Raw genomic sequence first — 21,513 nt, forward strand, 5'->3', positions numbered from 1 at the left:
AAAACTGTTTTGAAATTGACCGCACTCGCACTTTTTTACTTAATTTTTTAAGCAAATCTTTTCAAATTCATTGAAGAATGTAGGAAAGGTTTTGGCAGTACATTTGGGATCTAAAATCGTCACTGGTGTGTTTGATAGTGCGATTAGAGAAAAACACATTGCCATACGGTGATCGTTATAGGTCTCAATATTGGCGTGTTTAAATTGATTGAGTGGAAGCGGTTGAATACGAATAAAATCTTCACCTCCTTCGACTTCTGCACCGATTTTACGTAGTTCGGTTGCCATTGCTGTTAATCGATCTGTTTCTTTCACACGCCAGTTATAAATATTGCGAATGACGGTTTCGCCGTTGGAAAAAAGTGCGGTGGTTGCAATCGTCATTGCGGCATCTGGAATGTGGTTCATATCCATATCAATACCATTTAATTCAGCTTGTTCGGCTTGGATAAAATCCTCTCCCCAAGTGATTTTTGCCCCCATTTTCTCTAATACATCAGCAAATAAACGATCGCCTTGAATTGAGTTTTTGCCAATGCCTGTTACTTTCACTTTTCCTTTAATTGCTCCAGCTGCAAGAAAGTAAGAGGCTGATGATGCATCGCCTTCTACCAAGTATTTATTAGGCGAAATATAGGATTGATTTCCCTTAACTTGAAATTTTTGGTAGTGATGATTTTCAATCTTAACACCAAAATCTCGCATCATTGCAAGGGTAATGTCAATATAGGGTTTAGAGACTAGTTCACCGATAATTTCTATTTCTGTGTCATTTTCTGCAAGTGGCGCAGACATTAAAAGTGCGGTCAAAAATTGAGATGAAATTGAACCATCAATTTTGACTTTTCCACCTTTTATCCCTTTGTTGCGAATTGCGAGCGGAGGATAACCCTCATTCTCTAAGTAGCGAATATCTGCACCCGCTTGGCGTAGCGCATCGACCAAATGGAGAATTGGCCGCTCTTTCATACGAGGTTCACCCGTTAAGATGATTTCGCTTTCGGTTTTTCCTTTTAAGCAAAGTGCTGCGGTTAATGGACGCATTGCAGTCCCAGCATTGCCAAGAAAGAGTGAAAGATTATTCTGTATATTGAATGCTCCGCCTAATCCCTCTATTTCACAAATAGTTTTATCATCAGACAGTTGATAGCGTACGCCCAATGCTTTGAGGGCGTTAAGCATATGTCGAATATCATCGCTATCTAATAAATTGGTTACTTTTGTTGTGCCTTTAGCTAAGGCGGCTAAAAGTAATGCGCGATTCGATAAACTTTTAGAACCTGGTAAATTAATTGTTCCTTCAACCGCACTTATTGGTGCAAGAGTAATTTTTTCCATTACAACACCACCGTTTTATTTTTATAAACAAAAATTCTATCGTGTAAAGCGAGATCAAGGGCGCGACTTAACACGGTTTTTTCCACATCACGGCCAGCACGCATCATCGCTTCTGCATTATAAGTATGATCCACATTAATCACATTTTGCATAATGATTGGGCCTTGATCTAATTCGTTATTAATAAAATGTGCCGTTGCGCCAATAATTTTTACACCGCGTTCATAGGCTTGTTGATAAGGCTTGGCACCAATAAAAGCAGGCAAGAATGAATGATGGATATTAATCACTCGATTTGGATAACGCGCGACAAATTCAGGGTTTAGCACACGCATATATTTAGCGAGAACAATATAATCTGGCGTATATTCATCAATTTTTTCTGCCAGTAATTTGTCGTGTTCTACACGGGTTAAGTTTTCGTGGCTAACTAAATGAAATGGAATATTAAAACGTTCAACAAGTTCACGTAAATTATCGTGATTGCCGATTACGGCTGCAATTTCTACATCAAGCGCACCATAATAATTTTTCATTAAAATATCGCCGAGGCAGTGAGCTTCTTTGGTGACTAAAATTACAATTCGCTTACGTTGGGTGCCAATTAATCGACAATTCGTTTCTTCGGGTAAGCTATATTTTAGATCTTCTAATAAAGTAGCTTCGTTAAAAATACCTTCCAATTCTGTGCGCATAAAGAAATGTTTGGTTTCAAAATCTACAAATTCATTATTATGAAGAATATTTAGTTGATGTTTGTAACAAATATTAGTTATTTTTGCGATTAAGCCTTTATCATCAGGGCAATCAGTGAGTAATATTTTTTTTTCGATCATAATGTTGTGTGCTATGTTTAGATAAAAAAATAGAACCCATAAAATAGGTTCTAGTTTCAAATAGAAAAATTAAATTTCGAAATCAGATAATGATTTACCTTTGTTCAACGCATTTTGAATTGGGCGTGGTGTGCGACCTTGACCCGTCCAAGTTTTATGCTCGCCATTTTCATCAATAAACGCATATTTTGCAGGGCGTGGAGCACGTTTTGCTTGAATTGATACAGTTTTTGTGCCAAAAATTTCGTGTAATTCTTCAGGTGTAATACCTTCTTTTTCCATTAATTCTTTATATTTAGCTAAACGCTCTTTTCGCTCTGTCTCTGCTTTAATTAATTCTGCTTCATTAGCACGTTTTTCTTCGATAGCTGTTTGTAATTTTTCTAGGGCATTTTCTGCTTGTTCTAACGTTAATTCACGTACAGCAGCACGTAAACTACGAAGATTTGTTAAACCTCTTACTAATTCGTTCATAATAAACCTCAATAAATAACATTAAATGTGGGAAAATTTATTTAATAATAGAGAAAATAAAATTTATTGTAAATATCTATTATTAAATAAATGGTCTAAACAGATATATTTTTTTGTGTTTATTTTCTTTATATTTTTATTCAAGTTTATAAAATTTTTATAAAATCTGTTGGCATTTTGTTTGTTTTACGGTAATCTCTCTAATCACTACAAAAGTAGAGGCGCAATTATTATAAGTATTTTTTCAGAGTGGATAACGAAGAAGAAAAAAGAAAGGAATAGTTGCCGAAATCAAATAAAAGTCGTTTTGTTTGGTTGGTGGCGTGCTCGAAAGGGGCGACACTGTCATAGTTTTTCTGATTAACTATGGAGTGCTACGGTTGTTTTGGTCTTATTCTGTCCTGTGCTTTCCGTTCTCTCCATTAATTATAGGTATTATTTAATGGAACTTATTGATTTTTCATCATCTGTTTGGTCAATCGTCCCTGCTTTGTTGGCGATAATTTTGGCGATAGCAACTCGCCGTGTTTTGGTTTCCCTTAGTGCGGGGATTATTATTGGATCATTAATGTTAAGCGATTGGCAAATCGGCAGCGCATTTAATTATTTGGTAAAAAATGTGGTTTCTTTGGTTTATGCCGATGGTGAAATCAATTCAAATATGAACATTGTTTTGTTCTTATTATTGCTTGGTGTTTTAACCGCACTTTTAACCGTATCAGGTAGTAATCGTGCCTTTGCTGAATGGGCACAAAGCCGTATTAAAGGTCGTCGTGGTGCTAAATTATTAGCGGCGTCATTGGTTTTTGTTACTTTTATTGACGATTATTTCCATAGTCTCGCTGTAGGCGCAATTGCTCGTCCTGTGACAGATCGTTTTAAAGTTTCTCGTGCGAAACTTGCTTATATTTTAGATTCAACGGCAGCACCAATGTGTGTAATGATGCCTGTTTCAAGTTGGGGCGCATACATTATTACTTTAATAGGTGGTTTATTAGCGACTTATTCGATCACGGAGTACACACCAATTGGTGCATTCGTAGCAATGAGTTCAATGAACTTCTATGCAATTTTCTCCATTATTATGGTGTTTTTTGTGGCATATTTTTCTTTTGATATTGCTTCAATGGTGCGTCACGAAAAATTAGCTTTGAAAAATACTGAAGATCAGTTGGAAGAAGAAACGGGTACAAAAGGTCAGGTGCGTAATCTTATATTACCTATTTTAGTTTTAATTATCGCTACAGTTTCAATGATGATTTACACGGGTGCAGAGGCATTGGCTGCGGATGGCAAAGTGTTTAGTGTTTTAGGTGCATTTGAAAACACCGTAGTAGGAACATCTTTGGTTGTAGGTGGATTCTGTTCAATTATTATTTCTACTTTATTAATTATTCTTGATCGTCAAGTGAGTGTTCCTGAATATGCACGTTCTTGGATTGTGGGAATTAAATCAATGTCAGGCGCAATCGCAATTTTATTCTTTGCTTGGACAATTAATAAAATAGTAGGCGATATGCAAACAGGTAAATATCTATCTTCTCTTGTGTCTGGTAATATTCCAATGCAATTTTTGCCTGTTATACTTTTTGTTCTTGGTGCAGCGATGGCATTTTCAACAGGTACGAGCTGGGGAACATTCGGTATTATGTTGCCAATTGCCGCAGCAATGGCAGCGAATGTCGCACCAGAATTATTGCTTCCTTGTTTATCTGCAGTAATGGCAGGGGCTGTATGTGGCGATCATTGCTCGCCAGTGTCGGATACAACAATTTTGTCTTCAACGGGCGCGAAATGTAATCATATTGATCACGTTACTACTCAGCTTCCTTATGCTGCCACAGTTGCAACAGCGACTTCTATTGGTTACATTGTGGTAGGGTTTACTTATTCAGGTTTAGCTGGTTTTGCAGCAACGGCAGTTTCATTGATTGTCATTGTATTTGCAGTTAAAAAACGCTAAAAGTGTGATCTAATTCAAAAATTTGAATAAAAAATAATATTTTTACTATTTTATAAAATGCGGCATTTTGTCGCATTTTTTTATTTTTATTGATGGAAAAATTTATAAAAAACTAAATTTTCATTTATCTTTGGTTTTTTATATTTTTTTAATTGATTTTTTTGTTATTTTAGTGGCTAGACAAATTTTTTTTACTTTGTATGATGTGGAATATTGACATAATCTGTTCGTATTTTTAAAAGTGCGGTGAATTTAAGGAGTGAAAAATGAAGAAGTTATCTGGCGCAGAGATGGTGGTTCAATCTTTACGTGATGAAGGCGTAGAGTATGTATTTGGTTATCCCGGAGGCGCGGTATTAGATATTTATGATGCAATTCATACGCTGGGTAGTATTGAACATATTTTAGTTCGCCACGAACAAGCCGCGGTGCATATGGCGGATGGTTACGCACGTTCAACGGGTAAAGTTGGATGTGTGCTAGTGACTTCGGGGCCTGGTGCAACAAATGCTATCACTGGCATTTTAACGGCTTATACCGATTCTGTGCCTATGGTTATCATTTCGGGTCAGGTTATGAGCAATTTAATTGGCAGTGATGCTTTCCAAGAATGTGATATGCTGGGTATTTCTCGTCCCGTTGTGAAGCATAGCTTTATTGTCAAAAAGGCGGAAGATATTCCATCTACTTTGAAAAAAGCCTTTTATATTGCATCTACGGGTCGTCCAGGTCCTGTTGTTGTGGATATTCCAAAAGACACTGTAAATCCTAATTTTAAATATCCTTATGAATACCCTGAATATGTCGAGTTACGTTCTTATAATCCAACAGTGAATGGACACAAAGGTCAAATTAAAAAAGCGTTAAAAGCACTTTTAGTGGCGAAGAAACCAATACTTTTTGTCGGTGGTGGTGCAATCACTGCTGAATGTAGTGAGCAGTTAATTCAGTTTGCACAACGTTTAAATTTACCCGTGACTTCCTCATTAATGGGATTGGGTGCTTATCCAAGTACGGATAAACAATTCTTAGGTATGTTGGGTATGCATGGTACTTTAGAAGCGAATACGGCAATGCACGAAAGTGATCTTATTTTGGGGATTGGCGTTCGTTTTGATGATCGTACGACAAATAATTTAGAAAAATATTGCCCAAATGCAAAAGTGATTCATATTGATATTGATCCAACCTCAATTTCTAAAAATGTGCCAGTAGCGATTCCAATTGTCGGAAATGCGAAAAATGTATTGGAAGAATTTTTGGGTTTATTGAATGAAGAGGGATTAAAATCTCAAACAGATCTTGAAAGTTGGTGGCAAGAAATCAACCAATGGAAAGCAAAAAAATGTTTGGAATTTGACCGCACTTCAGGCGTGATTAAACCGCAACAAGTCGTGGAAGCGGTATATCGCCTCACGAAAGGACAAGCCTATGTGGCTTCTGATGTAGGTCAGCACCAAATGTTTGCTGCGTTACATTATCCATTCGATGAACCGCGTCATTGGATTAATTCTGGTGGTGCAGGCACAATGGGTTTTGGTTTTCCTGCGGCACTTGGTGTGAAATTAGCTCATCCTGAAGGAACTGTTGTTTGCGTTACTGGCGATGGTAGTATTCAAATGAATATTCAAGAGCTTTCTACCGCAACACAATATGGCATTCCTGTTGTCATTATTTGTTTGAATAATCATTTCTTGGGAATGGTAAAACAATGGCAAGATTTGATTTATTCTGGTCGCCATTCGCAAACCTATATGAATTCCTTGCCTGATTTTGCGAAATTGGCAGAATCTTACGGTCACGTAGGAATAAAAATTGCTACTCCCGATGAACTTGAAAGCAAATTGCAAGAAGCATTCAGTATTAAAAATAAATTAGTCTTTGTAGATATTAATGTAGATGAATCTGAACACGTTTATCCAATGCAAATTCGTGGTGGCGCAATGAATGAAATGATTTTAAGTAAACCTCAAGAGGAGACAAACTAATGCGTAGAATTTTATCTGTTTTACTCGAAAATGAATCGGGAGCATTGTCGCGTGTTGTTGGTTTATTCTCTCAACGTGCCTTTAATATTGAAAGTTTGACGGTTGCGCCAACGGATGATCCAACGCTTTCTCGAATGACCATTGAAGCTGTGGGCGATGCTCAGGCATTGGAGCAAATCGAAAAACAACTTCATAAATTAGTGGATGTGTTTAAAGTGGTTAATTTAAGTGAGCAGGAACATATAGAACGAGAAATTGTTTTAGCGAAAGTAAGAGCAGTGGGGTCATCTCGCGATGAAATTAAACGATTAGCAGATATTTTCCGCGGTCAAATTGTAGATGTCACACCAAAGTCTTACACAATTCAATTAAGCGGTACAAATGATAAAGTTGATGCGTTTATTTCTGCATTGAAAGAAGAAACCACATTGTTAGAAATTGTTCGTTCTGGATTGATTAGTGTGTCTCGTGGAGAAAAGAATATTCTTTAAAGTAGGGGCGTAAAGTGCGGAAATATTTTAATAGAATTTTACCGCACTTTATTATAAATACATTTGTTTTTTATAAAAAAATCGTGACCAAGTTCACAAATTTAAAAATATGTACTTGCATAACTGATCGGATTTCTTTATTCTGATACCACTAAAAACAAGTGCTATCTTAAATAGCCGACATCTATTTTGCTTTCCGAGTAGTGCTCCAATGGGGCACTTTTTTTATTCAGTAAACAAGTATAAAAAATCCCTTTCCTGAGAAAGGGATTTTAATTATCTAAATTACATTTTTTCTACGGTTTTAATACCGAGTAACGTTAAACCCTGTTTTAAGGTTTTTTCCGTTAATAATGCTAATTTCAAACGACTTAATTTTATAGATTCATCTTCAGCATTTAAAATTGGACAATGTTCGTAGAATGACGAGAAGATGCCAGCAAGTTCATATAAATAAGCACAAAGCACGTGTGGTGTGCCTTCTTTTCCGACAGTTTGCACGGCTTCTTCAAATTGTAGAAGCTTGATTGCAAGCGTTCTTTCTTTATCATCTTTAATAGTTAAAGGTGCAGCCAAAAGTGCGGTTGAATTTATATCTGTTTTATTAAAGATCGAACGAATACGGGTGTAAGCATATTGCATATAAGGTGCCGTGTTACCTTCGAAACTTAACATATTATCCCAATCAAAAACGTAATCCGTGGTGCGGTTTTTGGATAGATCCGCATATTTTACCGCACCGATACCGACAGCCTTAATCACGGCTTCTTTTTCATCATTAGATAAATTTGTATTTTTTTCATTAATTAATACAGTGGAACGTTCAATTGCTTCATCTAATAGATCGGCTAATTTCACCGTGCCACCGGTACGGGTTTTAAATGGTTTGCCATCTTTACCAAGCATCATCCCAAAGTTTTTATGCTCTAACGAGAAACTATCTGGTACATAACCTGCTTTACGAGTAATTAACCAAGCTTGTTGCATATGTTGGCTTTGGCGAGTATCTGAAAAAACAAGGGCGCGATTAGCTTTTAATGTTTCATAACGATATTTTGCTGCAGCAATATCTGTTGTAGTATAAAGGAAACCGCCGTCTTTTTTTTGAACGATTACACCCATTGGGTTGCCATCTTTATTTTTAAATTCATCTAAATAAACAACCAATGCACCATCATTTTCCACAGCCAAACCTTGTTTTTTAAGATCTTCTACGATGCTTGGTAACATAGGATTATAAAGACTTTCACCCATCACATCTTTTTCGGTTAAAGTCACGTTTAAGCGATTATAGTTGTGCTGATTTTGTTGCATAGTGATATCGACTAAACGTTTCCACATCGTTCGACAATATTCATCTCCACTTTGTAATTTTACAACATAATTACGTGCTTTTTCTGCGAATATTTCATCTTCATCGTAATGTTTTTTGGCTTCGCGGTAAAAGGCTTCAAGATCTTGTAATTCCATTTCACTGGCGTGTTCATTTTGCATTTTTTCAAGATAAGCAATAAGCATTCCGAATTGCGTTCCCCAGTCGCCTACGTGGTTAGCGCGGATGACATTGTGACCTAAAAACTCAAGGGTTCTGGCTACAGCATCGCCGATTATCGTAGAGCGTAAATGACCTACGTGCATTTCTTTTGCTACGTTTGGAGATGAATAATCAATCACAACTGTTTGTTTATTGGTAGCTTGAATACCTAAATTTTTGTGGGAAAGTGCAGCTGAAATTTCAGTTGTTAGCCAAGTTGGATTTAAGAAAATATTGATAAAACCTGGACCTGCGATTTCTAATTTTTCTGCAATATCAGATAGTTGAAGATTGTCTAAAACTTTTTGAGCAAATTCTCGTGGATTTAAACCTAATTTTTTTGCCGCAGCTATAATGCCATTGGCTTGATAATCGCCAAATTGTGGTTTTCCTGATTGACGAATAAGCGCATCGCAAGATTGATCAGCACCTGCAAGAATCATCGCTTGTTTAATTTTATCGGATAGAATAGATTGAATATTCACGTTTTTTCCTATGTTCAAATTGAATAATAAAAATAATCGGTTATGATACCGTTCTTTGTATATTTCTCAAAGGGACAAAATGACAAATTTACAGGAAAATTTAACCGCACTTTTAGCAGATTTAGCAATATTTGAAAGAAAAATTCAGCATTTAGCCAAAGAAATGACAATAGATCTGTCTCACTATGAAATTGATCATCTTGCATTACGGGTAAATAGTGAGCAAAGTGCTAAAAATTGGCTGATACTTTTATTAAAGTGTGGTAAAATCTTATCTGGTAATATTGTTAATGGTCGTAAGATTTATCTTATTGAATTAGAAAAACCAGTTAAATTTGCCAATCAATTTGTGGATATTATTGAACTTCCACTTCCTAAAAATAAAAAATATCCAATTGAGGGATGGGAACATATTGAGATTGTAATGCCATTTTTACCGAAAGAATCGATAAATGAATGGATTAACCGTGTTAATATGTATTTTTTATGGGACAAATTAACTCAATTAACCATTAAAGTGAGCGAGCCTAAAGTGGATGGGGAAAGATTACCAAATCCATCTATTGCAGTAAGTTTTACGGATAAAACAGTAAATCATACTTGCATTAAGGTTCATCCTTATTCTATAAAAAAAATACTTGAGGTTTAGTAAAAATGAATAAATTATCACTTGCATTTGTTGTTTTAGCTACAGTAGGCTTGAGTGCTTGTTCTGCTTTTCAAAAGGAGGAGGGTACTTATAAAGGTCAAATTATTTTTAGTCAAATGGAAGGCAAAAATCTAAAATTAACTGTTCGTAAAAATGATTGTTCTGGTAACCAGCAGAAAGGAGAGGAGGTTGTTATTGTGCATAAGTATGATTCAACTTTAGTTGTTGGTGCTTGTGTTTTAGTATCTGACAATGGTAATACTAAAAACATTTCAACTTTTTCTCCAAGAAACCCACTTTAATTCCTTCTAATATAGAGAATATTATATGAAAAAAACAAATATGGCATTAGTACTGTTAGTTGCTTTTAGTGTAACTGGTTGTGCAAATACAGATATTTTCAGCGGTGATGTTTATAGCGCATCTCAAGCAAAGGAAGCGCGTTCAATTACTTATGGTACGATTGTTTCTGTACGCCCTGTTAAAATCCAAGCTGATAATCAAGGTGTAGTAGGTACGCTTGGTGGTGGAGCTTTAGGTGGTATTGCTGGTAGTGCAATTGGCGGTGGTCGTGGTCAAGCTATTGCTGCAGTAGTTGGCGCAATTGGCGGTGCAATAGCTGGAAGCAAAATCGAAGAAAAAATGAGTCAAGTAAACGGTGCTGAACTTGTAATTAAGAAAGATGATGGTCAAGAGATCGTTGTTGTTCAAAAGGCTGACAGCAGTTTTGTAGCTGGTCGCCGAGTTCGTATTGTTGGTGGTGGCTCAAGCTTAAATGTTTCTGTGCTATAACCAATAGCATTAAAGTCTAATATGATTAATCAGTGTCTTAACTTAGTAAGGCACTGATTTTTTATAATTAAATTCATTTAAAATATATATTTATCGTCTATCTAAGATAAATTTAAAGGACTAAATTAGAATTTAGTCCTTTAGAAAACTTGGAATTTGTTCCTCCCCTTTCTGAACACTCTATCTAAAATATAACATTTATTTTTCTTATGAACTTTTTTATAATCTTTAAATTTTGCTTTAAATCAAATAATTCAAGATGATATTTAATAAAATGTAAGAGTGAAGTTATAGTATATTTATCTAAGCTCATATACATCTCATAAAGTATACTTTTCAACACTTTATTACTTTTATCCACATGATATATTTCTAGCAACGACACACTATTAATTACTTTTATATCTATACCTATCTTATTAAGGTAATATGTAATATTTTCCCTCTTTATCTTTTTAGCTACCTCATTTTGCTTATGATTATAAACTGATGATGTTTGGTTTCCATGTAGTCTATATTTTACTAATGCTTCAGGATAATTAGCTAAACAACCAAGCCTACTAACCTCTGACCAAAACTTATAATCTTCTGCATACGGATAATCTTTATTAAAGATTAATTTATGCTCTCTATATACATTTGCTCTCATAATCATAGTGTTGTTATGTATCGGATTATAGAAAAGCATAGCTTCACAAATCTCATTATGTAGCAATGGATTTTTCCATATATCTCCAGTTTTATATTGAGAACCGATAATTCCACATTCTTTTTCTACAATAATCTCTAAGTATGATCCCATTGCTGTAATATGATCATTTTTCTCCAGATAGGTAACTATTTTCTCAATCCACGATGGTTTAGCTATATCATCAGCATCCATTCTCGCAATATATTTACCTGAAAAACAACCAAGGCCTATATTCAAAGAATTTATGAATCCTAAATTATATTTATTACTGATAATTTTTATCCTTTTATCTAATTTAGATATTTTTTCTAAATGAGACAAAGTCAAATCTGTTGAACCATCATTGATAACTATAATTTCTAGATTTTCATAAGTCTGATTAATAATGGATGAAATGCTTTCATCTATATATTGCTCAGCGTTATAAGCACAAACAATAACCGATACTAATGGGAAATTTTCCATATAAGCTCTAATTTTACACTCTTCTTTAAACTATTTTATACGTTATTTAAATAACAAAAGGAGATGCATAGACAACCAATTAAAACTCTCCTAAATTAATTGTTTTGAAATAGAAATTTGAGTTTTTTTTAATCACTGTGATTAAAACGCCATTCATATTCCTTTAAATATAGCTTAAGAATATCATAACCTCTGTAGAAATTCATATAAATAATACTACCTTGTTTACCTTTTCTCGAATAATCGGTAACAGTGTTGCAGATTGCATATTCATAACCACCACGGTGTTACTTTGCCATTTCGTTTCAAAAAACAAATTACGAAGTTTTTCCAGCTTCTCCTTGACCAAGTTTACCTTTCAGAGCACCACCAAAATAGCTTTCATTCGCTTGAATTTCACTTTCAAACATTTCCATATGTAGGCTGCTTTGAGTGATAAACAATGGTAGACGATGAAAGTAATAAGCTGAAATTTATTTATATTTACCAACTTAGCTGCGGCTAGAGCTGTCACACTTGCCAGAAATATCTCAATAAGTTTATTTTGTTTATTGACTTAAGCGACTTTCTCTCATTTGATTATCTTAACCTAAATAGAGTTTTTAGTCGTTATTTGTGACAGCTCTAGAATTATTCAAATCCAAATAATTAACGCCATGCTTTAAATTGATTAATTAATCCATTAGTTGAACTGTCATGACTTGCTACTTTTTCAGAATCTGTTAATTCAGGAAGAATTCTGTTTGCAAGTTGTTTGCCTAGTTCTACACCCCATTGATCGAAGCTAAAGATATTAAAAATCACACCTTGTACGAATATTTTATGTTCATACATCGCAATTAATGCCCCTAAAGTAAATGGCGTGATTTTTTGAACGAGAATCGAATTAGTTGGCTTATTACCCGTAAATACTTTAAATGGAACAATATTTTTCACATCATCCAAAGATTTCCCCGCTTTTACAAATTCAGCCTCGACTTCCTCTTTTGTTTTTCCGAATGCTAATGCTTCTGTTTGTGCAAAGAAGTTTGAAAGCAATTTATTGTGATGATCTGCCAATGGGTTGTGGCTTTGAGTGGGTGCGATAAAATCACAAGGAATTAAAGTGGTACCTTGATGAATTAATTGATAGAACGCGTGTTGTCCGTTTGTACCAGGTTCTCCCCAAATGATAGGGCCAGTTTGATAATTGTTAATGACATTGCCATCACGATCCACATATTTACCATTTGATTCCATATTACCTTGTTGAAAATAAGCCGCGAAGCGATGTAAATATTGATCATAAGGTAAGATCGCTTCTGTTTGCGCACCAAGGAAATTGGTATTCCATAAACCAACTAATGCTAAAGTGGTGGGGATATTTTTTTCAATTGGAGTAGAGCAGAAATGTTTATCCATTTCATGCGCGCCATTTAATAACGCTTCAAAGTTTTCAAAGCCAATTGATAGTGCAATTGAAAGACCAATAGCTGACCACAAAGAGTAACGACCGCCAACCCAATCCCAAAATTCAAACATGTTATTTGTATCAATACCAAATTTTTCTACATCTTTAGCATTGGTTGATAATGCTGCAAAATGTTTTGCAACCGCACTTTCATCTTTCGCTGCTTTTAGTAACCAATCACGCGCACTTTGTGCATTTGTCATGGTTTCTTGAGTGGTAAAAGTCTTAGATGCGACTAAGAAAAGTGTTGTTTCTGGATTGATTTTTTTTAAGGTTTCCGCAATATGTGTACCATCGACATTTGAAACAAAGTGCATATTTAGATGATTTTTATACGGGCGAAGTGCTTCGGTTACCATATAAGGGCCTAAGTCAGAGCCACCAATACCAATATTCACAACATCCGTAATGGCTTTACCCGTATAGCCTTTCCATTCGCCAGAAATAATACGCTGACAGAAATCTTTCATTTTAGCTAGCACAGCATTGACTTCAGGCATGACATCTTTACCATCAACAAGTACTGGCGTATTAGTGCGATTGCGAAGTGCAGTATGCAGCACGGCACGATTCTCTGTATGATTGATTTTTTTGCCAGTAAACATCGCTTCTTTTGCGCTATCAAGTGCGCATTCTTGAGCAAGTTGGCGAAGAAGTGAAAGGGTTGTTTGATTGATGTTGTTTTTGGAAAAATCGACAAGAATTTGGTTATTGAATGTTAAAGAATAATCGTCAAAACGATTTTTTTCTTGTTTAAATAAATCTTGGATGGTGGTGTTTGACAATTCAGCTTTATGTGCTTCGAGAGATTTCCACGCTTGGGTGTGAGTTGGGTTAATATTTTTCATGGTATTTCCTTTCATTAAAAATAATCAAAATTTTAACCGCACTTTCTGGAATTTTTATTAGGGAGAATGACTCCCTCTATTCAAAAAATGCAGTGATTAATCAACGTATTCAGTTATAACACGAGGTGTTAATTTTGTAATTAGCTCGTAGCTTAAAATGCCTGTGAATTTAGCTACGGTTTCAATAGGTAATTCCTTACCCCATAGAATTACTTCATCGCCTACCAAATCTTGGCTATCTGCACCTAAATCAACAGTGAGCATATCCATTGACACACGTCCAACAATTGGTACAAGACGGCCATTTAAATAAACAGGCGTACCTTCTGGCACATCGCGCGGATAACCATCGCCATAACCCATTGCGACCACGCCAATTTTGGTATCTCGTGGACTTGTCCAAATACCGCCGTAACCTACAGGATCGCCTTGTTTATGATGGCGAACGGCAATTAATGACGAGGTTAAATTCATCACTGGCGTTAAGCCAAACTCTTTACCGATAGTATCAGTTGGAGAAATGCCGTACATAATAATGCCTGGGCGGATACATTCCAGATGAGATTCAGGCCAGAAAAGAATGCCGCCAGAAGCTGCGATAGTGCGTTCACCTTGTTTATCTTTTGTGGCGGATAAAAAACGATAGATTTGGAGCTGAGTGTAATCTGATTCTAGTTCATCGGCTCGGCTGAAATGGCTGACAAAGCCTAAGTGCGGTTGAATTTGAGGGAGTTTTTTCAGTTCTTGATAAAAATAATCCACTTCATCAAGAGCAATGCCCAAGCGATGCATTCCCGTATCTATTTTTAACCAAACTTTAATTGGACTTGGTAAATTCGCACGTTTTAAAGCATCAAGCTGTTCGTGATTGTGTACCACGGTTTCAATATTATTAACGGCTAGAATAGGCAAATCTTGTTCATTGAAAAAGCCTTCAAGCAATAAAATCGGTTTAGTGATGCCGTTTGAGCGTAATGCTAAAGCCTCTTCTAAACGTGCTACCCCAAAGCAATCGACGCTTTGTTCTAAGGTTGAAGCAACGAATACAACGCCGTGACCATAAGCGTTTGCTTTAACCACCGCAATAATTTTGCTATTTGGTGCTTTTTGTTTAATTATTTCTAAATTCTGTTTTAAGGCGTGCGAACTGATTTTCGCTGTCGCCGGTTTTACGTTCATTATTTTTCCTTAATAATCATCTCGATATTCACGTTGTTCGGCGAGATTGTCGAAGCGTGAAAATTGTCCATTAAATTTTAACCGCACTCGACCAATTGGGCCGTTACGCTGTTTACCGATAATAATTTCTGCAACACCTTTATCTTCCGAGTTATCGTTATAGACTTCATCTCGGTAAATAAACATAATCAAGTCTGCATCTTGTTCAATGGAGCCAGATTCACGTAAATCTGAGTTTACAGGGCGTTTGTCTCCACGTTGCTCTAAAGTACGATTTAACTGAGAAAGGGCGACTACTGGCACTTGTAATTCTTTGGCGAGTGCTTTGAGGGAACGAGAAATTTCTGCGATTTCTAATGTTCGGTTATCTGAAAATGCGGGTGCGCGCATTAATTGCAAATAATCCACCATAATCATACTTAATCCACCATTTTCACGATAAACTCGGCGTGCGCGCGAACGAACATCGGTAGGTGTTAGACCTGAAGAATCATCGATAAAAAGATTATTTTTTTGCTTGAACATTCCTACTACGCTGGCAATTTTGTTCCACTCGATTTCATCTAAATTTTGCCCTGTACGGATTTTAGTTTGATCAACACGAGCAAGGGAAGCGATCATACGCATCATAATTTGTTCTGCAGGCATTTCTAAACTAAATACTAAAACAGGTTTTTCACTTGCCATTGCGGCATTTTCGCAAAGGTTCATGGCGAAAGTAGTTTTACCCATTGACGGACGTGCCGCAACGATAATTAAGTCAGAAGGTTGTAAACCAGCCGTTTTTTTATCAAGATCAGTGAAACCTGTCGTAATGCCTGTTACGCCAGAATGATTTTCAAGTTTGCTTAAAATATCGATTTTTTCAATGGTACTTTCTAGCACATTGATCACATTCTGCGGGCCTTCGCTAGAAGTTGTTCGTTTTTCTGCAATCGCAAATACTTCACGCTCAGCCTCATCAAGAATTAACTTAATGTCTTGCCCTTTAGGAGAATAGCTATTTTCGGCAATGCGATTCCCTACCGAAATAAGTTCTCGTAATATGGCTTTCTCGCGCACGATATCTGCATAAGCCAAAATATTAATGGCGTTCGGAGTATTATTGGAAAGCTCTGCTAGATAGGCAAATCCACCTACTTCATCGCTTACACCACGGCTTCTTAAGGCTTGATCTAGCGTAATTAAATCAATAGGCGATTGATTACGCATTAGATGTTCCATTTCTGTAAAAATTAGACGATGCTGAAAAGTATAAAAATCGTCAGCAATCACACGTTCAGCAATGCCATCCCAATGTTGATTGCTCAGCATGATGCCACCCAACACGGCTTGTTCAGCCTCAATTGAGTGCGGAGGAATGCTAACTTGTGCTGTTTTTTTGTCTGAAGATTTGATTTGAGGTTGTGATGCCATAGGACTTATTTCGATACTAGAATGTCGCCTATGATACCGCAAATATCTATTGGATTTAAGTGAAAAGTGCGGTGAAAAAAGGAAATAAAAAACGGTGGAAAAATCCACCGCTCTTTTATTTTAACATATTTAGATTGTTGATTATTCAACAATTAATGTACGACATACGTTAGTTTGTGTCGCACCTTGACCACCTTGGGTTACCAGCACTAAATCGCCAGTAGATAAATAACCTTTTTCTTTTAATGATTGAAGTGCTGCTTTTGCACTTGCTTCTGTACGACTTTCTTCGCCGTGATAAACTGGTGTTACACCGCGGTATAGTGCACAAAGGTTTAGGGTTTCTTGATTACGAGATAAAGCAAAGATTGGTAAGCCAGAGCTAATGCGTGACATTAATAATGGAGTACGACCTGTGCTAGTTAAAGTGACGATTGCCGCTACACCTTTCATGTGGTTTGCTGCATACATTGCAGACATCGCAACAGATTCTTCAATGGTTTCAAATTCTTTATCCATACGGTGACGAGAAACGTTAATGCTTGGCATTTTTTCTGCACCTAAACATACGCTAGCCATTGCTGCCACTGTTTCAGAAGGATATTGACCTGCTGCTGTTTCTGCAGAAAGCATAACTGCATCAGTTCCATCTAATACTGCGTTTGCAACGTCCATCACTTCAGCACGCGTTGGCATTGGGTTACTAATCATTGATTCCATCATTTGAGTCGCTGTAATTACAGCACGATTTAATTGACGTGAACGACGAATTAATTTTTTCTGTACACCGACTAATTCAGGATCGCCGATTTCTACACCTAAGTCACCACGTGCAACCATAATTACATCAGAGGCTAAAATAATATCGTCCATGGCTTCATCATTAGCAACGGTTTCTGCACGTTCAACTTTAGCAACGATTTTTGCATTTAAACCTGCTTGTTGAGCAAGTTCACGTGCATAATTTAAATCTGCACTTGAACGAGGGAAAGAAACGGCTAAGAAATCAACACCAATGCGTGCAGCGGTAATAATGTCGGCTTTATCTTTTTCTGTTAGGGCATCCGCAGATAAACCGCCACCTAATTTATTGATACCTTTATTATTTGATAATGGACCACCAACAGTAACTTCAGTGAAAACTTTTGCACCATCAGTTGATAATACTTTTAATTGAACACGGCCATCATCTAATAAAAGAATGTCGCCCGGAACAACATCTTGTGGAAGCGTTTTATAGTCTAAACCAACGGATTCTTGAGTGCCTTCGCCTTTTGGTAACTCTGCATCAAGAATGAATTTATCGCCAACGTTTAAGAAAATTTTACCGTCTTTAAAAGTAGAAACACGAATTTTAGGACCTTGTAAATCACCTAAGATTGCCACGGTTTTACCTAATTTTTTCGCAATAGAACGTACACGTTCAGCACGTCCGATATGGTCATCAGGTGTACCGTGAGAGAAGTTCATACGAACTACGTTTGCGCCCGCTGCGATAATTTTTTCAAGATTGTTATCACGGTCAGTTGATGGGCCCATAGTACATACAATCTTCGTTCTTCTTAGTCTTCTAGACATTATTTACTCCGTCAATAATTACAAAATTTTAAAGGTGTTATTTTACTTCGCTACATATTAGCCAGATAAAAAATCGGTGCACATTATACGCTTAAAATTTTTGGAAATCAAAAACGGCTCAGTTATTTAAGCTGGTTTTGTTTACTTTTTTGCCAGTTATATCGGGTTTTAAGAAAAATACTTGTGTTCAAGTTAAAAATATCTATAATCACGACTACTTCACACAGTGCGACTATAGCTCAGTTGGTTAGAGCACCACCTTGACATGGTGGGGGTCACTGGTTCGAGTCCAGCTAGTCGCACCAAATTTTCTTTTCAATCCCTCTCAATCCATATCAAATAAAATTTAATTTCCTGGTGAATCAAGGCGTTATCTGATTTTATAAAGTCAATCTATATCAATCTATATTAATCTAACTCACTTTTTTGGTATTATATTTGGTAATATGATTTTGGATTTTTAGGTGTCGTAATACCAAAATTCATAAAAAAATTAAAAAATCACGCTTACCAAAATTATTTTCGTAATACCAAATGGGGGGGAGGATGGCTGTATTAGTGAAACCATTAAGCATTACAGAAATCAATAATGCTAAACCTAAAGAGAAAGACTATTCACTGTCTGATGGCCAAGGTCTTTTCTTGCTCGTAAAAATGAACGGTTCGAAAATTTGGCGATTCCAATATTATAAACCAATTTCCAAAAAAAGAACTTTAATTAGTCTTGGTGTTTATCCTGAGATTTCATTAAAAGACGCTCGAGAGATTAGGGATTTATATCGTTCTTTGTTGGCGAAAAATATCGATCCGCAAGATTATCGTTTACAGCAAGAACAAAAAGCCATCCAAGAACGTCAATTTACCTTGAGCGAAATGGGGAGGGAATGGCTATACCTAAAGAAAAATGAAGTTGATACTGGTCGATTAAAAGAAGTGACTTTTATTGATATTGGGAAACGGTTAGAACGTCACTTGTTTAAAGTGTTGGGGCATTATTCTATTAGTGAGATTTCTGCTCCTCTTGCTATTGAGAAATTAAAACCATTAGAACGAGCAGGAAAATTGGATACATTGCATCGTATTATTGGTTATTTAAACCAAATAATGATTTATTCGGTTAATAGAGGGGTAATTAATTATAATGCAACCGCAGATATTGGAAGGGTATTTATTCGACCAATAGCTGAAAATAACCCTACTATTCGCCCAGAGCAATTACCTAAATTGTTTGAAGATTTGCAGAATAGTACCCTTGAAATTGAAACTCGTTGTGCATTAGAGCTACTACTGCTTACCGCAGGTCGGGCTGGGGCTATTACTCAATTAGAATGGGAAAATGTAGATTTCGAAAACAGCTTATTGAATATACCGAAAGAAAAAATGAAGGGGCGACAAGGTAAAGTACAAGATTTTATCTTGCCATTATCCAAACAAGCTGTAACGATTTTGCGTTTGTTACAGAAGTTGAATCGTTGCAATAGTAAGTTTGTTTTCCCTAGCAAAAAAAATCCAAGACAGCCTATATCGAAAGAGACGCCAAATAAAGCACTTGGACGGATCGGTTATAGGAATATTTTGACCGCACATGGTTTACGATCTGTTTTTAGCACAGCTATGAATGAGGCTGAATTTAACAGTGAGATTATTGAGGTGTGCTTGGCACATTTTGAATATTCTTCCGTTCGTGGCACATACAATAAAGCAAAGTATATGCCACAACGGATCGAATATATGCAGTGGTGGGGGAATTTTGTAGAAGAGGCATCTGATGGGAAAGCATTAATGGGCTGCTAAGATGAATAGCAGCCTGATTCAATTCTTTCAATGTAGTCATTTATTTGTGCATCAGTCCAAAAATTATTCCCACCGACTAGATGAGGCTTTGGAAAATTGGGGTCGTTTTTTATCTTTCTGTAAATTGTTGGTGCGCTCATATCTAATAAACTAGAAACAGTTTTCAAATTATGTAATTTTCTTGTCGTAGATTCCATATTTCCTCCAATAAAAACCGCCCATAAGAGCGGTGGTTCGTTAATACTGTTGTGTCTGTTCGGTGTGACAGATTTTACCGTCACAGTCTTGATTAAGGTTTAGGGCGTGCGCCATATACACTACAAATGCACACACGAGCGTAATGATTAATTTGTTCATTTTCTGTTCCTTTTGTCGGATTTTAGGTGTGAGAATCCGCCGCAGGCTTAAAAAAGTGCGGTCGGATTTTGTGATGTTTTAGAGAATATCTAGCTGAAAGCCTGTTGCTTTAGGGTTATAGGCTCGAAGATATTTTAATACACGCCAGTTATTACCCTGCTCGCATTCAAATTGCTCTGTAATGCGTGTCAATACGTTATGGGCATGACGGAGAGTGCTGCGATATTCGTAAGCCATGCTATAAACGGAAGCAGCGTAGTGCGAACCAATTTGTTTTAATGCTGGGTGAAGTACTTGGCAAAGTTCCGTGCCACGCAATAAAGCGAACCACGCCCAAACGAGCTGTTGTAGGTCATGTTCTGTAAATTCACGGGTGTATTTCTTTTCGACTGATGGCAAGACAATAGGCTGTAAGTTCATAATGAACGCCATTGCATTGCCGTATTGGTCTTGTGGTAACTGGTCGTATTTGGCAATGTGGAACATGGCTTTTAATTGGCGGTAAATCTCTTGCCAGTGTAAGCCTGTTCTGTGGTGCGCTTGTTGCACCGCAGATTGAATTGCTTGTTGTTGCTCTGGTGTAATTGTGTTTGGTAAAAGTGCGGTCGATTTTTTGACTTCTTCATCTAAAACATCGAGTACCCATTTTCTAAACGCTTTGGCGATTTTGGTGCGAGCAAACATTGCAATTAGGTGTGCGCCACGCAATGAGAAAATACGCACTTTTTGTAATCCGCCTGCCGTTGGCATGTCGATAAGTGCGGTCATTTTTTCGGTAAATTCGTCGCGGTGACGGTCGTAGATATTTTTAACAGACTTAAAAGGATCTGAATAACCTAATGCTTTGCCGATCTCTGTAACCGTTAACCAAATTTGGTTGTTTTGATTGATAACCGAAAGAGTAGTTGTTTGGAAAGTTAATGTAGTAGTCATTTTGACTGCCTCCGTGTTTAAGTTTTAAAAACTCATCACAAGCAACGCCAATTACTGGTGATGAACTGATCAAGGTTGGCGTACCGTAACACGGTGTAAACGGCGATCTTTCGATCCCTTAACCAGTCCATCATTGACTACTTTTGGAAGGGGGGTATCAAACTGATGTACCCCTTTAAAAGGGTTTGATTTTCTGTTTTTCGGCTATAAAAAAAGCCACCATTTAGGCGACTATTGTTTCTAACCGCCGTG

17 protein-coding genes, 1 tRNA gene, 1 pseudogene and 1 riboswitch are annotated in these 21,513 nt (G+C 36.6%); of the genes and pseudogenes, 8 read left to right on the top strand and 11 right to left on the bottom strand.

The features are described from left to right. Positions 1-39 precede the first annotated feature (39 nt). From aroA to DQN49_RS06940, 3 genes are all read right to left on the bottom strand, one after another. Positions 40-1,338, bottom strand: a complete 1,299-nt coding sequence (aroA, locus tag DQN49_RS06930; protein ID WP_006996425.1) for a 3-phosphoshikimate 1-carboxyvinyltransferase — start codon at positions 1,336-1,338, stop codon at positions 40-42. Then, positions 1,338-2,174 carry a formyltetrahydrofolate deformylase gene (gene purU, locus DQN49_RS06935; protein ID WP_005661478.1) on the bottom strand — a complete coding sequence of 279 codons (837 nt, stop codon included), beginning with the start codon at positions 2,172-2,174 and terminating at the stop codon, positions 1,338-1,340. The genes aroA and purU overlap by 1 nt, the downstream gene beginning before the upstream one ends. Positions 2,175-2,243: 69 nt before the next feature. After that, complete coding sequence (locus DQN49_RS06940) at positions 2,244-2,648, bottom strand: H-NS histone family protein (RefSeq protein ID WP_006996424.1); 405 nt, start codon at positions 2,646-2,648, stop codon at positions 2,244-2,246. A gap of 208 nt (positions 2,649-2,856) precedes the next feature. Further along, positions 2,857-3,033, top strand: a riboswitch (Lysine riboswitch). A gap of 57 nt (positions 3,034-3,090) precedes the next feature. Here DQN49_RS06940 and DQN49_RS06945 point away from each other — a divergent pair. The 3 genes from DQN49_RS06945 to ilvN all read left to right on the top strand — a co-directional run bounded on the left by DQN49_RS06945 (position 3,091) and on the right by ilvN (position 7,090). Beyond that, complete coding sequence (locus DQN49_RS06945; protein WP_006996423.1) at positions 3,091-4,611, top strand: Na+/H+ antiporter NhaC family protein; 1,521 nt, start codon at positions 3,091-3,093, stop codon at positions 4,609-4,611. 266 nt (positions 4,612-4,877) lie between these two features. Next, positions 4,878-6,599, top strand: coding sequence for an acetolactate synthase 3 large subunit (locus tag DQN49_RS06955; RefSeq protein ID WP_006996421.1), 1,722 nt, complete (start codon positions 4,878-4,880; stop codon positions 6,597-6,599). After that, positions 6,599-7,090 (top strand): acetolactate synthase small subunit, encoded by a 492-nt coding sequence (gene ilvN, locus DQN49_RS06960; RefSeq protein WP_005647229.1) that lies wholly within the window; start codon positions 6,599-6,601, stop codon positions 7,088-7,090. The genes DQN49_RS06955 and ilvN overlap by 1 nt, the downstream gene beginning before the upstream one ends. 285 nt (positions 7,091-7,375) lie before the next feature. Here ilvN and argS read toward each other — a convergent pair whose 3' ends face one another. Further along, positions 7,376-9,109 (bottom strand): arginine--tRNA ligase, encoded by a 1,734-nt coding sequence (argS, locus tag DQN49_RS06965; protein WP_006996420.1) that lies wholly within the window; start codon positions 9,107-9,109, stop codon positions 7,376-7,378. A 79-nt stretch (positions 9,110-9,188) separates the two neighbouring features. Between argS and DQN49_RS06970 the strand changes: the two genes are divergently transcribed. The 3 genes from DQN49_RS06970 to DQN49_RS06980 are packed head-to-tail and all read left to right on the top strand — an operon-like array spanning position 9,189 to position 10,550. Next, entirely contained in the window at positions 9,189-9,758 is a 570-nt protein-coding gene (locus DQN49_RS06970; RefSeq protein ID WP_006996419.1) for a VOC family protein, read from the top strand. 5 nt (positions 9,759-9,763) lie between these two features. Further along, positions 9,764-10,060 carry a hypothetical protein gene (locus DQN49_RS06975; RefSeq protein ID WP_006996418.1) on the top strand — a complete coding sequence of 99 codons (297 nt, stop codon included), beginning with the start codon at positions 9,764-9,766 and terminating at the stop codon, positions 10,058-10,060. A gap of 25 nt (positions 10,061-10,085) precedes the next feature. After that, positions 10,086-10,550, top strand: coding sequence for an outer membrane lipoprotein (locus tag DQN49_RS06980; protein ID WP_006996417.1), 465 nt, complete (start codon positions 10,086-10,088; stop codon positions 10,548-10,550). Between the two features lie 184 nt (positions 10,551-10,734). Here the strand turns inward: DQN49_RS06980 and DQN49_RS06985 are convergent, their stop codons facing one another. The 6 genes and pseudogenes from DQN49_RS06985 to pyk all read right to left on the bottom strand — a co-directional run bounded on the left by DQN49_RS06985 (position 10,735) and on the right by pyk (position 18,177). Further along, a complete protein-coding gene (locus DQN49_RS06985; RefSeq protein ID WP_006996416.1) occupies positions 10,735-11,706 on the bottom strand; it encodes a glycosyltransferase family 2 protein in 972 nt (323 codons plus the stop codon). Between the two features lie 90 nt (positions 11,707-11,796). After that, positions 11,797-12,281: pseudogene (locus tag DQN49_RS06990) on the bottom strand (transposase). Positions 12,282-12,354: 73 nt separating this feature from the next. Then, on the bottom strand, positions 12,355-14,004 hold the full coding sequence (pgi, locus tag DQN49_RS06995; RefSeq protein ID WP_013527751.1) for a glucose-6-phosphate isomerase: 1,650 nt from the start codon (positions 14,002-14,004) through the stop codon (positions 12,355-12,357). Positions 14,005-14,100: 96 nt separating this feature from the next. After that, positions 14,101-15,183 carry an alanine racemase gene (alr, locus tag DQN49_RS07000; RefSeq protein WP_006996414.1) on the bottom strand — a complete coding sequence of 361 codons (1,083 nt, stop codon included), beginning with the start codon at positions 15,181-15,183 and terminating at the stop codon, positions 14,101-14,103. A gap of 9 nt (positions 15,184-15,192) precedes the next feature. Beyond that, complete coding sequence (locus DQN49_RS07005) at positions 15,193-16,608, bottom strand: replicative DNA helicase (RefSeq protein WP_257005523.1); 1,416 nt, start codon at positions 16,606-16,608, stop codon at positions 15,193-15,195. Positions 16,609-16,740: 132 nt separating this feature from the next. After that, a complete protein-coding gene (gene pyk / locus DQN49_RS07010) occupies positions 16,741-18,177 on the bottom strand; it encodes a pyruvate kinase (RefSeq protein WP_032826374.1) in 1,437 nt (478 codons plus the stop codon). Positions 18,178-18,405: 228 nt separating this feature from the next. Here pyk and DQN49_RS07015 point away from each other — a divergent pair. Next, a tRNA-Val gene (locus DQN49_RS07015) sits at positions 18,406-18,482 on the top strand. A 241-nt stretch (positions 18,483-18,723) separates the two neighbouring features. Further along, the gene (locus tag DQN49_RS07020; RefSeq protein WP_032826373.1) at positions 18,724-19,971 is read left to right on the top strand and encodes a tyrosine-type recombinase/integrase; all 1,248 of its coding nucleotides are present in this window, start codon (positions 18,724-18,726) and stop codon (positions 19,969-19,971) included. Positions 19,972-20,406: 435 nt separating this feature from the next. Here the strand turns inward: DQN49_RS07020 and DQN49_RS07030 are convergent, their stop codons facing one another. Further along, a complete protein-coding gene (locus DQN49_RS07030) occupies positions 20,407-21,261 on the bottom strand; it encodes a P22AR C-terminal domain-containing protein (RefSeq protein WP_013527750.1) in 855 nt (284 codons plus the stop codon). Positions 21,262-21,513 lie beyond the last annotated feature (252 nt).

It is taken from the genome of Haemophilus aegyptius (assembly GCF_900475885.1).
Taxonomy (GTDB): Bacteria; Pseudomonadota; Gammaproteobacteria; order Enterobacterales; family Pasteurellaceae; genus Haemophilus; species Haemophilus influenzae.

Bases quoted from the DNA above. Each gene is read 5' to 3' on its own strand.
- purU (WP_005661478.1), bottom strand. From the start codon at position 2,174: ATGATCGAAAAAAAAATATTACTCACTGATTGCCCTGATGATAAAGGC.
- DQN49_RS06955 (WP_006996421.1), top strand. From the start codon at position 4,878: ATGAAGAAGTTATCTGGCGCAGAGATGGTGGTTCAATCTTTACGTGAT.
- DQN49_RS06940 (WP_006996424.1), bottom strand. From the start codon at position 2,648: ATGAACGAATTAGTAAGAGGTTTAACAAATCTTCGTAGTTTACGTGCT.
- DQN49_RS07020 (WP_032826373.1), top strand. From the start codon at position 18,724: ATGGCTGTATTAGTGAAACCATTAAGCATTACAGAAATCAATAATGCT.
- DQN49_RS07030 (WP_013527750.1), bottom strand. From the start codon at position 21,261: ATGACTACTACATTAACTTTCCAAACAACTACTCTTTCGGTTATCAAT.
- aroA (WP_006996425.1), bottom strand. From the start codon at position 1,338: ATGGAAAAAATTACTCTTGCACCAATAAGTGCGGTTGAAGGAACAATT.
- DQN49_RS06975 (WP_006996418.1), top strand. From the start codon at position 9,764: ATGAATAAATTATCACTTGCATTTGTTGTTTTAGCTACAGTAGGCTTG.
- alr (WP_006996414.1), bottom strand. From the start codon at position 15,183: ATGAACGTAAAACCGGCGACAGCGAAAATCAGTTCGCACGCCTTAAAA.
- DQN49_RS06980 (WP_006996417.1), top strand. From the start codon at position 10,086: ATGAAAAAAACAAATATGGCATTAGTACTGTTAGTTGCTTTTAGTGTA.
- ilvN (WP_005647229.1), top strand. From the start codon at position 6,599: ATGCGTAGAATTTTATCTGTTTTACTCGAAAATGAATCGGGAGCATTG.
- DQN49_RS06985 (WP_006996416.1), bottom strand. From the start codon at position 11,706: ATGGAAAATTTCCCATTAGTATCGGTTATTGTTTGTGCTTATAACGCT.
- DQN49_RS06945 (WP_006996423.1), top strand. From the start codon at position 3,091: ATGGAACTTATTGATTTTTCATCATCTGTTTGGTCAATCGTCCCTGCT.
- DQN49_RS06970 (WP_006996419.1), top strand. From the start codon at position 9,189: ATGACAAATTTACAGGAAAATTTAACCGCACTTTTAGCAGATTTAGCA.
- pgi (WP_013527751.1), bottom strand. From the start codon at position 14,004: ATGAAAAATATTAACCCAACTCACACCCAAGCGTGGAAATCTCTCGAA.
- pyk (WP_032826374.1), bottom strand. From the start codon at position 18,177: ATGTCTAGAAGACTAAGAAGAACGAAGATTGTATGTACTATGGGCCCA.